The following is a 13,744-nucleotide window of genomic DNA, read 5'->3' on the forward strand; positions in this document are numbered from 1 at the left end:
GGGCCGCTGTGACCCGACAGCGCGGCGATGAACCGCACGCGACGAGGACGAAAAGGCATAGGTGCGATGCCTTTGTCCGACCTACGCTCGGCCCCGAAGCACAACGCGGACAACACAAGACCCCATAAAACCCTCATCCGAGGGCGCCGCCCGACGGCAGCGCCCCGACCCTGACCCCGGGTCCGCTTCGGCGTACCCGGTTTCCGGTTTCCGGCCGGGTCGTCCTGTCCGTCGGCCGCGCGTCCTCGCCAGACAATGACGAAGAGGTCATCGTGGCAGCGGAGATCATCAGCAGCACCCAGGACACCGACGATCCGGTCGACGCGGTCTTCGCGCTGCACCGCGGCGGCAAGATGGAGATCCGGGCGACCGTCCCGGTGCGCGACGCGGACGACCTGTCCCTCGCCTACACCCCCGGTGTCGCCCGGGTCTGCACGGCCATCGCCGAGCAGCCGGAGCTGGTCAACGACTACACCTGGAAGTCCAACACCGTCGCGGTGGTCACCGACGGCACCGCCGTGCTGGGCCTCGGCGACATCGGCCCGCAGGCCTCGCTGCCCGTCATGGAGGGCAAGGCCATCCTGTTCAAGCAGTTCGGCGGCGTGGACGCGGTGCCGATCGCGCTCGCCTGCACCGGGGTCGACGAGATCGTCGAGACCGTGGTCCGGCTGGCGCCCTCCTTCGGCGGCGTCAACCTGGAGGACATCTCCGCGCCGCGCTGCTTCGAGATCGAGCGCCGGCTCCAGGAGGCCCTGGACATCCCGGTCTTCCACGACGACCAGCACGGCACCGCGATCGTCAGCACCGCCGCCCTGTGGAACGCCGCCAAGGTGACCGGCCGTGAGATCGGCTCGCTGCGGGCCGTCATCTCCGGCGCCGGCGCGGCCGGCATCGCCATCGCCAAGATGCTGGTCGCGGCCGGCATCGGCGACGTGGCCGTCTGCGACCGCAAGGGCGTGGTGTACGAGGGCCGCGGCGACCTCACCGACGTCAAGGCCGAGATCGCCGGGCAGACCAACCGCACCGGCCTCAAGGGCTCGCTGGCCGACGCGCTGGCCGGCGCCGACGTCTTCATCGGCGTCTCCGGCGGCACCGTGCCGGAGGAGGTCGTCGCGACCATGGCCGAGGGCGCGTTCGTCTTCGCGATGGCCAACCCGACCCCGGAGATCCACCCCGAGGTCGCGCACAAGTACGCCGCCGTGGTCGCCACCGGCCGCAGCGACTTCCCGAACCAGATCAACAACGTGCTGGCCTTCCCGGGCATCTTCGCGGGCGCCCTCCAGGTCCGCGCGTCCCGGATCACCGAGGGCATGAAGCTGGCCGCCGCCAAGGCGCTGGCCGGCGTGGTGGCCGACGAGCTGACGCCGCAGAAGGTCATCCCCTCGCCGTTCGACGAGCGGGTCGCGCCGGCGGTCACCAAGGCCGTCGCCGAGGCCGCCCGGGCCGAGGGCGTGGCGCGGATCTGACGGTCCGACGGGGGAGCGCGCCGGCCACGACGGCCGCTCCCCCGCGCACCCCGAGCCGAAGGGCGCGCCGCTGCCGGAGCCTCGGGGCACCTCCCGGCCGCCAGGCTGGGGGAGACCGTCGGCAGCGGGCCGGAGCGCCCGGAGGCGAGCGGGGGGTTCACCGCCGGGACACGCGTCACACCTCCGCGTGGTTCCCGGCCCCGGCCGTCGCGGCTATCGTCCGGGGCATGTTCGCTGCCTACGCCGCACGTATCGACGCCGCCGACCCGCTGAGCGGGCTGGAACTGGGCGAGCTCCCCGAGCCGCAGGCCCGTCCCGGGTGGAGCGTGGTCACCGTCCGGGCCGCCAGCCTCAACCACCACGACCTCTGGTCGCTGCGGGGGGTCGGCCTGCCCGCCGAGAAGCTGCCGATGATCCTCGGTTGCGACGCCGCCGGCGTCGACGAGCACGGCAACGAGGTGGTGCTGCACTCGGTGATCGGCCAGAGCGGCCACGGGGTCGGCCCGGACGAGCCGCGGTCCATCCTGACCGAGCGCTACCAGGGCACCTTCGCCCAGCGGGTCGCGGTGCCCACCTGGAACCTGCTGCCCAAGCCCGCCGGGCTGAGCTTCGAGCAGGCCGCCTGCCTGCCCACCGCCTGGCTGACGGCCTACCGGATGCTGTTCACCAACGCCGGGGTCAAGCCCGGTGACACCGTCCTGGTGCAGGGCGCGGGCGGCGGGGTGGCGACCGCGCTGATCGTCCTCGGCAAGGCGGCCGGCCTGCGGGTCTGGGTCACCGGACGGGACGAGGCCAAGCGCGCCCGGGCGGTGGAGCTCGGCGCCGACGCGGCCTTCGAGAGCGGAGCCCGGCTGCCCGAGCGGGTGGACGCGGTGCTGGAGACGGTCGGCGCCGCGACCTGGTCGCACTCGGTGAAGTCGCTGCGCCCGGGCGGCACCATCGTCATCTCCGGGGCCACCTCCGGGGCCAACCCGAGCTCCGTCGAGCTGAACCGGATCTTCTTCCTGGAGCTCAAGGTGGTCGGCTCGACCATGGGCACCAAGGACGAGCTGGCCGGACTGCTCGCGTTCTGCGCCAACACCGGCGTGCGGCCGGTGATCGACTCGGTGCTGCCGCTGGCCGAGGCCCGGGACGGCTTCGCCCGGCTCGCCGAGGGCGACGTCTTCGGCAAGATCGTCCTCCAGCCCTGACGCCCCGGCGCGCTGACGCTCCGACGCGCTGACGCGTCCGCAGCGCGCGGCGGCCCGGTGCCTCCCCCACGGGGGCACCGGGCCGTCACCCGCCGGACCGCCGGCTCAGCCGAGCAGCCGCTTCAGCCGCTCGCCCGCGGCACCGAGCACCGCACGGGACTCGGCCAGCTTGTCCGCGCTCACCCCGCCGTCCCGGGCCGCGTCGCGGACCTGGTCGCGGAAGCGGTCGAGCAGCCGCTCCAGCTCGCGGGCCGGGTCCCCGGCCGGGTCGGTACGGGCCCAGGACGGCAGGTCGGCCGGGGTGCCGGCGCCGTCCTCGTCCAGGTCGATCCGGGTCACGGTGACCCGCTCGGCGTCCCCGGCGGACGGCTCCTGCGCGCCGTGGCCCCAGCGGGCCGCGTCGGCCAGTCCGGCCAGGCCCTTGGTCAGCTCGGACAGGCCCTCGGCGAGGCCGGTCGGCCAGTCGCCCTTCGCGGCGTGCTCGCGGACCTGCTGCTCGACCCGGCGCTTGATCCGCAGCGCCTCCTGCTGGGCGGCGGTGCGGGAGGCCTTGGCCTGCTCGCGCAGCCGGCGGGCCTCCGCCTCGGCGGCCTTCGCCTTGGCCTTGGCGGCCTTCTCCTGCTCCCGGGCGCGCTTGGCCTGCTCCTTGGCCTGCTGCTTGAACTGGGCGAACTCCTCCTTGGCGCGCTGCCAGGACTCGTTGTCCCCCCAGGGGCCGGCCCACGGGTCGCCGCCCTCGGCGCGCTCCGGCCGGGGCGCCTGCCGGGCGGCGTGCCACAGCTCCTCGCGCAGGTCCTTGGCGCTGTCCCGGACGTCCTCGCGGATCGCCCCGGCGAGCTGCGCCACGGAGTCGTGGATCTCCACCTCCAGCTCGTCCAACTCGCTCTGCCGGGTTTCGAGTTCGGCGCGTCCGGCGTCGGTCAGCCGGTACACCTTGCGGCCGCCCTCGGTGCTGTGGGTGACCAGGCCCTCCTGCTCCAGCTTGGCCAGCCGGGGGTAGACCGTCCCGGCCGAGGGGGCGTACAGGCCCTGGAACCGCTCCTCCAGCAGCCGGATCACCTCGTAGCCGTGCCGCGGCGCCTCGTCCAGCAGCTTCAGCAGGTACAGGCGGAGGCGGCCGTGGCCGAACACGGGGGTCATCTCAGGCCTCCTTGCTGAGGTTCGGCGTGCCGGGGCCGGCCGGGAGCTCCTTGACCACCACCGGGCCCTCCTCCTCCGAGTCGGGGCGCCGCAGCACGGTGACCGCGCCGGAGACGGTGGTGACGTTGAGGCTGCCGCGGCCCTCGCCGAGCCGGCCGGAGATCTTCTTGGCGCCCCAGGTGCTGCTCATCTGCAGCTCCTCGAAGGTGCTGGAGACGTCGCCGCTGGTGGAGCCGGCCTCGACGGTGGCGTCGGCCAGGGAGGGGATCCGGACCACGACCGCGCCGCTGACGGTGTTGACCTTGACGTCGGTCTCGCCGGCCACGTCGAGGTCCAGGGTGACGGCGCCGGTGACGGTGTTGGCCTGGATCCGGTCGGCGGTGCCCGCGATCACGGTGAGCTGCCCGGAGACGGTGTTGACCTTGAGCCGGCCGCCGACGGCCTGGGCGTCCACGTCACCGGTGACGGTGGCGGCCTCGATCCGGCCGGTCACCCCGGCGAGGGTGGTGTCGCCGTTGGCGCTCTGCACCGAGACGTGCCCGTCGACCCCGCTGACGGTGGCGTCGGCGGACACGGTGCCGACCCTGACCTCGACCTCGGCCGGGACGGTGACCGTCACGCCGGCGATCCGCTTGCGCTTGAAGGAGCCGAAGAGGTCCTTCACCGAGCCGACCGACTTCAACCGGTCGCCGAACTCGCCCCAGCTGTTGATGTCCTTGTAGGTGACCGTCAGGACGCCGTCCACCAGCGTCACGTGCAGGGGTTCGCCGACCAGCTCGGTGACCTCCAGGCGGGCCGGGCCCTCGGCCGCCACCACGTTCACGGTGCCCTCGATGGTCCGCACGTGCAGCGCGCGCACCGGCTCGTCGAAGGTGATCCTCTCGGGGCCCTCGACCGTCCACTGGCTCATCTCTGCCGCCTCCCATTGCCGATCGCGATGTATCGCGTTCTCTTCCAAAGACGATATATCGCGTGCTGGCAGAGTCAAGCGCCCCGGCCCCGATCCCGACCCCGATCCGTCCCCGAGGTCTCCCCTACGGGCCCGGGGATCCGTACCCGGACACGCGCGAGGCCCGGGAGGCGGTTGCCTCCCGGGCCTCACGACGGCCGTCACCGGGTCACTCGTCGTCCTCGTCGTCGAGCCGGGCCAGCCAGGTGGCCAGCCGCTCGACCGGGACCTCGAAGTCCGGGTTGAGGTCGACGAACGTGCGCAGCTGCTCGGCCAGCCACCCCAGGGTGACCTCCTCCTCGCCGCGCCGGCTCTCCAGCTCCTCGATGCCTCGGTCGGTGAAGTACACGGTTCGCTCCGGTCCGGTGGGGATTGACCTGGTCAGGATAGTCCGGTCAGCTGGCCCGCCAGGTGCTGACGGTGACCTTGGCGGCCCCGGTGGTCGGGTCGGCCTGCTCGATCACCAGGACGGCGACGTTGCGGGTGACCCGGTCGCGGACGCACAGCAGGCGGCCGGGCGCGACCCGGTTGTACGAGAGGTCGGTGTCCGGACGGGAGTCGATCGCGGCGGTGCACTGCTCGGCGGTGACGGACGGCTCGGTGATCACCGCGAAGTCCGACTTGTTGTCGCCGTAGCTGGAGAAGGCGTTGGCCTTGCTGCCGCTGCTGTTGTTGGTGACCCCGAAGCCCCACTTGAGGTCGGTGGAGCGGGGCACCACGGTGCCCGAGTCCAGATCGATCCGGTAGGCGTCGGAGGAGTACTCCGCGCTGGGGATCGCCAGCGACTTCTTGTCCAGCATCGGGGAGTAGCCGGTCGGCCGGGCCGGGGCCGAGACGGTGCTCTGGCCGGGCTTCGGGGTGGCGGCGGTCACCGAACCCGAGGTGGCGGAGGCGCTGGGACCGGCCGAGGTCTGGGTCGGGGTGGGCGTCGGGGCCGCCGGGCCGTCGGTCGCGGCGGTGTTCTGCTGCGCGGAGGAGTGGCCCTTCTTGTCGCCGTCGTCCAGCTTCTTCACCAGCACCACGCCGCCCGCGGTGCCGCCGACCGCCATCACCAGGGCGACGGTGAGCAGGACCTTCCAGGACACCCCGCCCTTGCGCTTGGGCTCCGGCGCGGGCGCCGGGTCGGCGGTCACCACCGGGCCGGGCGGCGGGGTGTCGTAGGACGGCGGCTCCGGCTGGACCCGCACGGTCGGCGGGGCGGGCAGCACCGGCGCGGTCGGCGACTCGGTGGGCGGCTGCGGGGCGCCGTACGAGCCGACCGGCGGCGGGGTGAAGCCGAGCGGCGGCGCCGGCGGCTGCACCGCGGTGGCCGGGTGGGTCGGGTAGGTCGGGTGGGGGTGCGCGCCGGTCGGCGGCGGGGGAGTGGCCGGCATCGCGGGCAGCGGGGCCGGCGGGGTGGCCGGCGCGGCCGGCAGCGGGGTGGGCGGGGTCTTGGGCAGGTCGGAGCGCCGGGTGATCTCGGTGTTGACCTCGCGCGGGAGCCAGTCGTCGCCGAACCGCAGCTGGCCGCCGACCTCCGGGTGGTTGCGGGCGATCCGGATGATCTCGGCGGGCGTGGGCCGGTCCTCCGGCGACTTCGCCAGGCAGCGCTGGATCAGCTCGCGCAGGTCCGCCGGGACGGCGGTGAGGTCCGCCTCCTCGTGCACCACCCGGTAGAGCACCGCGGTGTCCGGGCCGTCGCCGAACGGCGCGGTGCCGCCGGCCACGTACGCGGCCAGGGCACCGAGCGCGAAGACGTCGGTGGACGGGGAGACCGGGCGGCCCTGGGCCTGCTCGGGGGACATGAAGGCGGGGGAGCCGATCCGGTAGCCGGTGCCGGTCAGCGCGGTGGCGTCGGCGGCCCGGGCGATGCCGAAGTCGATCACCCGCGGGCCGTCCCCGGCGACCAGCACGTTGGCGGGCTTGAGGTCGCGGTGGACCACCTCGACGCTGTGGATGGCCTGGAGGGCCTCGGCGATGCCGCCCATCAGCAGCAGCACGGTGCGCACCGGCAGCGCGCCGTTCTCGCGCACCACCTGTTGCAGGGACGGGCCCGGGACGTACGCGGTGACCAGCCAGGGGGCGTCGCTGTCCAGGCCGCCGGAGTCGATCACCTGCGCGGTGTAGAGCCCGTGGATGCGCTGGGCGTTGCTGACCTCCTGGGCGAAGCGGCGGCGGAACTCGCCGTCCTCGGCGAACTCCGGGCGCACCACCTTGAGCGCGACCGGGCGCCCGCCCGGGGTGTAGGAGAGGTAGACCCGGCCCATGCCGCCGGCGCCCAGCCGGGCGAACAGCCGGTAGCCGCCGACCTCCCGGGGGTCGTCCGGGAGGAGCGGCTGGAAGACCGGTGGGAGCTTGCCGGCGTCCCTAGGCGTGTCGGCGGTCATGTGGTGATCCCCCTGGGAGTGCGGTGAGGTGGTACGGCCGCGGCGGCCGGACGCGTCGACGGGCGCCGGGCTGCCGAGTGGCGAGGCATAACCTATCGACCCGTCAGGGGCTCGCGCACAGCGGTTCCGGTTTGGTTGCAGAGCTGGGACCTTGGCATGGCGGCGCCGTGGACCGCGGAACGCCCGCGGCCCCGCCCTCCCGGTGGGGAGGGCGGGGCCGCGGGCGTCGAGAGCGCGGGGCTTCGGCGCGTCAGAGCGCGAAGACCTCCTCGACCAGGGCCTGCTGCTCGGCGGCGTGCCGCTTGGCCGAGCCGACCGCCGGGGACGAGGCCGCCGTGCGGGCGACCCGGCGCAGACGGGCGTCGCCGCCGCTGCGGCCGATGACGACCTGGAGGTGGTCGACCAGGTTCATCGCGATGAACGGCCAGGCGCCCTGGTTGGCCGGCTCCTCCTGCGCCCAGACGAACTGGACGTCGTCGCCGTAGCGGGCCAGCTCCTCCTGGAGCTCGGCCACCGGCAGCGGGTAGAGCCGCTCGACCCGGACGATCGCGGTGTCGGTGACGCCGCGCTCGGTGCGGGCCGCGTCCAGGTCGTAGTAGAACTTGCCGGCGGTGATGACCACCTTGCGGACCTGCGCCGGGTCGACGGTGGTGTCGCCGATGACCGGGCGGAACGAGCCGGACAGGAACTCCTCGGTCGCACTCGCCGCGGCCTTCAGGCGCAGCATCGACTTCGGGGTGAAGACGATCAGCGGCTTGTGGTGCGGGTTGTGCGCCTGCCAGCGCAGCAGGTGGAAGTAGTTCGACGGCAGCGTCGGCATGGCGACCGTCATGTTGTCCTGCGCGCACATCTGCAGGAAGCGCTCCGGGCGGGCGGACGAGTGGTCCGGGCCCTGGCCCTCGTAGCCGTGCGGCAGCAGCAGGGTGACGCCGGAGTGCTGGCCCCACTTCTGCTCGGCGGAGGCGATGTACTCGTCCACCATGGTCTGCGCACCGTTGACGAAGTCGCCGAACTGCGCCTCCCACATGACCAGCGCGTTCGGGCGGGTCAGCGAGTAGCCGTACTCGAAGCCCATGGCCGCGTACTCCGACAGCAGGCTGTCGTAGACGGTGTAGCGGGCCTGGTCCTCGGTCAGGTACTGCAGCGGGGTGTAGTCCTCGCCGGTCTTGCGGTCGATCAGGACGGCGTGCCGCTGCCCGAAGGTGCCGCGGCGGCTGTCCTGGCCGGCCAGGCGGACCGGGTGGCCCTCCATGAGCAGCGAGCCGATGGCGAGGGTCTCGCCCATCGCCCAGTCGATGGTGTTGTCCTCGACGGAGGCGGCGCGGCGCTGCAACTGCGGCAGCAGGCGCGGGTGGACGGTCAGCCAGTCCGGGTGGTTGACCTGGGAGGCGGCGATCCGCTTGACCATCTCCTCGGAGATGCCGGTCTGGATGTTGACCGGGAAGTCGGCGACCGGCTTGCCGTTGGTGCCGACGGTCTGCGTCTGGGCCGCGTCGCGGACCTCGGCGAAGACCTTCTCCAGCTGGCCCTGGAAGTCCTGGAGCGCCTGCTCCGCCTCTTCCATGGTGATGTCGCCGCGACCGATCAGGCCCTCGGTGTACAGCTTGCGCACCGAGCGCTTCTTGTCGATCAGGTCGTACATCAGCGGCTGGGTGAACGACGGGTTGTCGGCCTCGTTGTGACCGCGGCGGCGGTAGCAGATGAGGTCGATCACCACGTCCTTGTGGAACTCCTGGCGGAACTCGAAGGCGAGCCGCGCGACGCGGACCACGGCCTCCGGGTCGTCGCCGTTCACGTGGAAGATCGGGGCCTCGATCATGCGGGCCACGTCGGTGCAGTACATCGAGGAGCGCGAGGACGCCGGGGCGGCGGTGAAGCCGACCTGGTTGTTCACCACGACGTGCACGGTGCCGCCGGTGCGGTAGCCGCGCAGCTGCGACATGTTCAGGGTCTCCGCGACGACGCCCTGGCCGGCGAAGGCCGCGTCGCCGTGGATCTGGATCGGCAGCACCGGGAAGGTGGTGCCGCCCTGGTCCAGGATGTCCTGCTTGGCGCGGGCGATGCCCTCGACGACCGGGTCCACGGCCTCCAGGTGGGAGGGGTTCGCGGCGAGCGAGACCTTGATGGTCTCGCCGTCCAGGCCGGTGAAGGTGCCCTCGGCGCCCAGGTGGTACTTGACGTCCCCGGAGCCGTGCATCGACTTCGGGTCGAGGTTGCCCTCGAACTCGCCGAAGATCTTGCCGTACGGCTTGCCGACGATGTTGGCCAGCACGTTCAGGCGGCCGCGGTGGGCCATGCCGATGACGGCCTCGTCGAGGCGGTGCTCGGCGGCGGCGTCGATGGTCGCGTCCAGCAGGGCGATCAGCGACTCACCGCCCTCCAGCGAGAAGCGCTTCTGCCCGACGTACTTGGTCTGCAGGAAGGTCTCGAACGCCTCGGCCGAGTTCAGCCGGCGCAGGATCCGCAGCTGCTCCTCGCGCTCGGGCTTCGAGTACGGCTTCTCCAGGCGCTCCTGCAGCCACTTGCGCTGCTTCGGGTCCTGGATGTGCATGTACTCGATGCCGACGGTGCGGCAGTACGTGTTGCGCAGCAGGCCGAGGATGTCGCGGAGCTTCATCATCTTCTGGCCGCCGAAGCCGCCGACCGCGAACTCGCGCTCCAGGTCCCACAGGGTGAGGCCGTGGGTGGTGACGTCCAGGTCGGGGTGCTTGCGCTGCTTGTACTCCAGCGGGTCGGTGTCGGCCATCAGGTGGCCGCGGACCCGGTAGGAGTGGATCAGCTCCATGACGCGCGCGGTCTTGTTGACCTCGTCGTCGTGGGTGGTGGCGACGTCGGTGGCCCAGCGGACCGGCTCGTACGGGATCCGCAGCGACTCGAAGATCTCGTCGTAGAAGCCGTTCTCGCCGAGCAGCAGGCGGTGGATCTCGCGCAGGAACTCGCCGGACGCCGCGCCCTGGATGACGCGGTGGTCGTAGGTCGAGGTCAGCGTCATGATCTTGGAGACGCCCAGGCGGGACAGGGTCTCCGGGGCGGAGCCCTGGAACTCGGCCGGGTACTCCATGGCGCCGACGCCGACGATGGTGCCCTGGTTCTGCATCAGGCGCGGCACGGAGTGCACGGTGCCGATGCCGCCGGGGTTGGTCAGCGAGACCGTGACGCCGGTGAAGTCGTCCATGGTCAGCTTGTTGGCGCGGGCCCGGCGGACGATGTCCTCGTAGGCCTGCCAGAAGCCGAAGAAGTCGAGCGTCTCGGCCTTCTTGATGGCCGCGACGACCAGCTGGCGGTCGCCGTTCGGCTTGACCAGGTCGATGGCCAGGCCGAGGTTGACGTGCTCCGGCTTGACCAGGAAGGCCTTGCCGTCCTCCACCTTGTAGCTGTAGTTCATGCCCGGGGCGGCCTTGATGGCCTGGACCAGGGCGTAGCCGATCAGGTGGGTGAAGGAGACCTTGCCACCGCGGGCGCGCTGCAGGTGGTTGTTGATGACGATGCGGTTGTCGATCAACAGCTTCGCCGGCACGGCGCGGACCGAGGTGGCGGTCGGCACCTCCAGCGAGGCGTCCATGTTGGTGGCGACGGCCTTCGCCGGGCCGCGCAGCTGGACCAGCTCGGGGCCGGCGGCGGCGGGCGCGGCCGGCGCCGGGGCGGCGGCCTTGGGGGCCGGAGGTGCGGCGGGCGCGGCGGCGAGCGGAGCCGGAGCGGCAGCCGGTGCCGGGGCCGGAGCGGCCGGGGCGGTGGCGGGCGCGGCCGGAGCAGCAGCGGCGGGCGCGGGGGCAGCGGCAGGGGTCGGCGCGGGGCCGGCCTGGGTCGCGGCCTGGGTCACTGGGGTCACCTCGGTACCGGGCTTGTAGTCGGCGAAAAAGTCCCACCAGGCTCGGTCGACCGAGTTCGGGTCCTGGAGGTACTGCTGGTAGATCTCGTCGACGAGCCACTCGTTGGGGCCGAAGCCAGTGGAACTTGCCGAGCTGTTGGGGGTTTCAGGGGACTGTGGCGACACGGCGGCAACCGCCCTCTTCCGCTTCCTTTTGGGATGTTTGGACAGCGGGGATTAAGGCTACGCCCCTGACCAGTGATCGCGCAGTCCCCGGGGCCCAGGCGTCGCCCAGATCACAGTGCTGACCTGCACTTTGGCTGAAAAAGTGCGTTAGAAAGCCGTATCTGAGGGGAACCGATCGACGCCGAACAGGGTCCATACCGGGGCCAAACCGGACAAAAACTCGGCCGAATCCTCTAACGATCTTCGTAGGCCGTTGTGTCGGATCTGTGACAAATGTCCTGACCGTCGTCCTGGCGCCGCCCGGGCAGCCGGACCTCGATCCGGCAGCCGCGCGGGGACTCGGCCACCGCGATCCGTCCGCCGTGCAGGTCCACCGCCCAGCGGGCGATGGCCAGGCCCAGTCCGGTGCCGCCGTCGGCGCCCGGCCCGGCGGCGGTCGCGGTGCCGCTGCGGCTGAACCGCTCGAAGACCCGGGTGCGGTCGGCCGGTGGGATGCCGGGGCCCTCGTCCTCGACCTCCAGCAGCAGGCCGCCCTCCTCGCCCTCCGGTCTCGCCCGCACCGTCACGGTGCCGCCGGGCGGGGAGTGCTTGCAGGCGTTGTCGACCAGGTTGGCGACCACCTGGTGGAGCCGTTCCGGGTCCGCCACGCCGGTCAGGCCGGTCGGGCTGACCTCCAGGGCCAGTCGTACGTCCCCGCGCCGGGAGAAGGCGCCGCCGGCCGTCGCGCCGTCCACGGTGACCCCGCGCAGCACGCCGTCCAGGAACTCGCGCACCTCGAAGGGGCGGGCGTCCAGGGCGACCACGCCGTCGTCGATCTTGGAGAGGTCGAGCAGGTGGGTGACCAGGCGGCCGAGCCGCTCGGTCTGCTCCAGCGCCGCCCCGAGGGTGGCCGGATTGGGCTGGACGACGCCGTCCACCACGTTCTCCAGCACGGCGCGCAGCGCGGCGATCGGCGTGCGCAGTTCGTGCGAGACGTTGGCGACCAGCTCGCGGCGGTGCCGGTCGGCGGCCTGGAGGTCGGCGGCCATGGCGTTGAAGGCGGCGGCCAGCTCGCCGATCTCGTCGCGCGAGCCCGCCTCGACCCGGCGGCTGTAGTCGCCGGAGGCCATCGCGCGGGCGGCGGCCGTCATCTCGCGCAGCGGGGCGGTCAGCCCGTGCGCGAGGAACTGCATGAAGAGCAGTGAGGCGATCATGGAGAAGACCATGATGATCCGGATCTGGGTCTCGGACCGGATCGCCACGACCACCATCCCGGTGGCCAGGAACACGGAGACGATCACGAGCAGGGCGAGTTTGCCCTTGATCGACCGGACCGGGTCGAGCGGCCGGATGTCGGCCCACACCCGGCGGGCGGCGCGGGTGGCCAGGTTCTGCGGCCGCGCGCCGTCGGATTCCCCGTTGCGTTGCTGTGGAAAGGTCATTGTCCCCTGTGGTCCCCGCGTCGTCCCCCCGCGTGGTGGCACGGCGTCGTCCCGGACACGGGCCCCCCGGTGGCCCGTCGTCCGCGCGACCCCTAGGAGAGCGGGGCCTCCAGTGCGTAGCCGACGCCGTGGACGGTGCGGATCCAGCTGGCACCGATCTTCCGGCGCAGCGCCTTGACGTGGCTGTCCACGGTGCGGGTGCCGGAGGCGTCGGTCCAGTCCCAGACCTCGGCCAGCAGCTGCTCGCGGGTGAGCACGGCGCGCGGCTGGGCGGCCAGGCAGGCGAGCAGGTCGAACTCGGTCGGCGTCAGGTGGACGTCGCCCGAGGCCAGCCGGACCCGGCGCTGCACGTGGTCGATCTCCAGCTCGCCGAACCGCAGGCTGCCCAGCGCGGGCGTGCGGGCGGCCTGCTGGGCGCGCTCGACCCGGCGCAGCAGGACGTTGACGCGGGCGGCCAGCTCGCGCATCGAGAACGGCTTGGTCATGTAGTCGTCCGCACCCACGCCGAGGCCGACCAGCAGGTCCGTCTCGTCGTCGCGGGCGGTCAGCATCAGCACCGGCACCGGGCGCTGGGCCTGGATCCGGCGGCACACCTCCAGGCCGTCGAAGCCGGGCAGCATGATGTCGAGGACCACCAGGTCCGGCTGCCAGGTGTGGAAGCCGTCGACCGCGCCGGGGCCGTCGTGGGCCACGGCGACCTTGAAGCCCTCGGCGCCCAGCCGGGCGGCGATCGACTCGGCGATCGTGGGCTCGTCCTCCACCACCAGGACTCTGCGCTGGCTGCTCACAGTGCCACCGGTGTTGTGGTTGTCCTGCTGAATTTCTGTCACGGTCACGCCACCGCCCCCAGGGCTGCGGGCCGGCCACCTGTGGGGATGGCGGGCTCCGCTCGTAGTCTTGTTCCGTCGTGGACTGTGCCGGGTCCGCCGTCCCGTCGCGCGATCGGGAGCCGAGGACGGATGGTCGGCCGCCCACTTCTCCCGCGCACTTCGCAGCGTACGGACAGCGGATGCTTCCCGGCAGGTGGACCGGACGTTTCCGGCCCGTGGGCCGGCTGTCGGGCCGCCCTCGGACCCACTGCACGAGTGGGCACGGGCCGATACCTTACCCGGCGATTTTTCACTGCGTAACGGTACGTATGCAGTCCAGTTGGCGCCAAGTCGCCGGTCAGAGGCCCTGCTGCGGCCCTGTCGGGAAGAAGGTCTGGACCAATTCGGG

Annotated in this window: 9 protein-coding genes; 2 read left to right on the plus strand and 7 right to left on the minus strand. The window is 72.5% G+C overall.

Annotated elements, in window-relative coordinates:
* Positions 1 to 272 precede the first annotated feature (272 nt).
* Together ACZ7RU_RS05090 and ACZ7RU_RS05095 are read left to right on the plus strand one after the other, a co-directional pair.
* Positions 273 to 1,466: an NAD(P)-dependent malic enzyme gene (locus ACZ7RU_RS05090; protein WP_470339554.1), complete on the plus strand. Its 1,194-nt coding sequence runs from the start codon at positions 273 to 275 to the stop codon at positions 1,464 to 1,466.
* Positions 1,467 to 1,693: 227 nt separating this feature from the next.
* The gene (locus ACZ7RU_RS05095) at positions 1,694 to 2,656 is read left to right on the plus strand and encodes a zinc-binding dehydrogenase (RefSeq protein WP_470339555.1); all 963 of its coding nucleotides are present in this window, start codon (positions 1,694 to 1,696) and stop codon (positions 2,654 to 2,656) included.
* A gap of 105 nt (positions 2,657 to 2,761) precedes the next feature.
* On the opposite strand, the gene ACZ7RU_RS05100 is transcribed toward ACZ7RU_RS05095, so the two are convergent.
* The 7 genes from ACZ7RU_RS05100 to ACZ7RU_RS05130 form a co-directional block, all read right to left on the minus strand.
* Positions 2,762 to 3,796: a PadR family transcriptional regulator gene (locus ACZ7RU_RS05100; RefSeq protein WP_470339556.1), complete on the minus strand. Its 1,035-nt coding sequence runs from the start codon at positions 3,794 to 3,796 to the stop codon at positions 2,762 to 2,764.
* Position 3,797: 1 nt separating this feature from the next.
* Entirely contained in the window at positions 3,798 to 4,706 is a 909-nt protein-coding gene (locus tag ACZ7RU_RS05105) for a DUF4097 family beta strand repeat-containing protein (RefSeq protein ID WP_470339557.1), read from the minus strand.
* 208 nt (positions 4,707 to 4,914) lie between these two features.
* Entirely contained in the window at positions 4,915 to 5,094 is a 180-nt protein-coding gene (locus ACZ7RU_RS05110; RefSeq protein ID WP_470339558.1) for a DUF6104 family protein, read from the minus strand.
* A 46-nt stretch (positions 5,095 to 5,140) separates the two neighbouring features.
* Positions 5,141 to 7,111: a serine/threonine-protein kinase gene (locus ACZ7RU_RS05115; protein ID WP_470339559.1), complete on the minus strand. Its 1,971-nt coding sequence runs from the start codon at positions 7,109 to 7,111 to the stop codon at positions 5,141 to 5,143.
* A 250-nt stretch (positions 7,112 to 7,361) separates the two neighbouring features.
* Positions 7,362 to 11,105 (minus strand): multifunctional oxoglutarate decarboxylase/oxoglutarate dehydrogenase thiamine pyrophosphate-binding subunit/dihydrolipoyllysine-residue succinyltransferase subunit, encoded by a 3,744-nt coding sequence (locus ACZ7RU_RS05120; protein WP_470339560.1) that lies wholly within the window; start codon positions 11,103 to 11,105, stop codon positions 7,362 to 7,364.
* Between the two features lie 233 nt (positions 11,106 to 11,338).
* Positions 11,339 to 12,526, minus strand: a complete 1,188-nt coding sequence (locus tag ACZ7RU_RS05125) for a sensor histidine kinase (RefSeq protein ID WP_470339561.1) — start codon at positions 12,524 to 12,526, stop codon at positions 11,339 to 11,341.
* A 92-nt stretch (positions 12,527 to 12,618) separates the two neighbouring features.
* Positions 12,619 to 13,356 carry a response regulator transcription factor gene (locus tag ACZ7RU_RS05130; protein WP_030057574.1) on the minus strand — a complete coding sequence of 246 codons (738 nt, stop codon included), beginning with the start codon at positions 13,354 to 13,356 and terminating at the stop codon, positions 12,619 to 12,621.
* Between the last annotated feature and the right edge of the window lie 388 nt (positions 13,357 to 13,744).

It is taken from the genome of Kitasatospora sp. NPDC114501 (assembly GCF_055633695.1).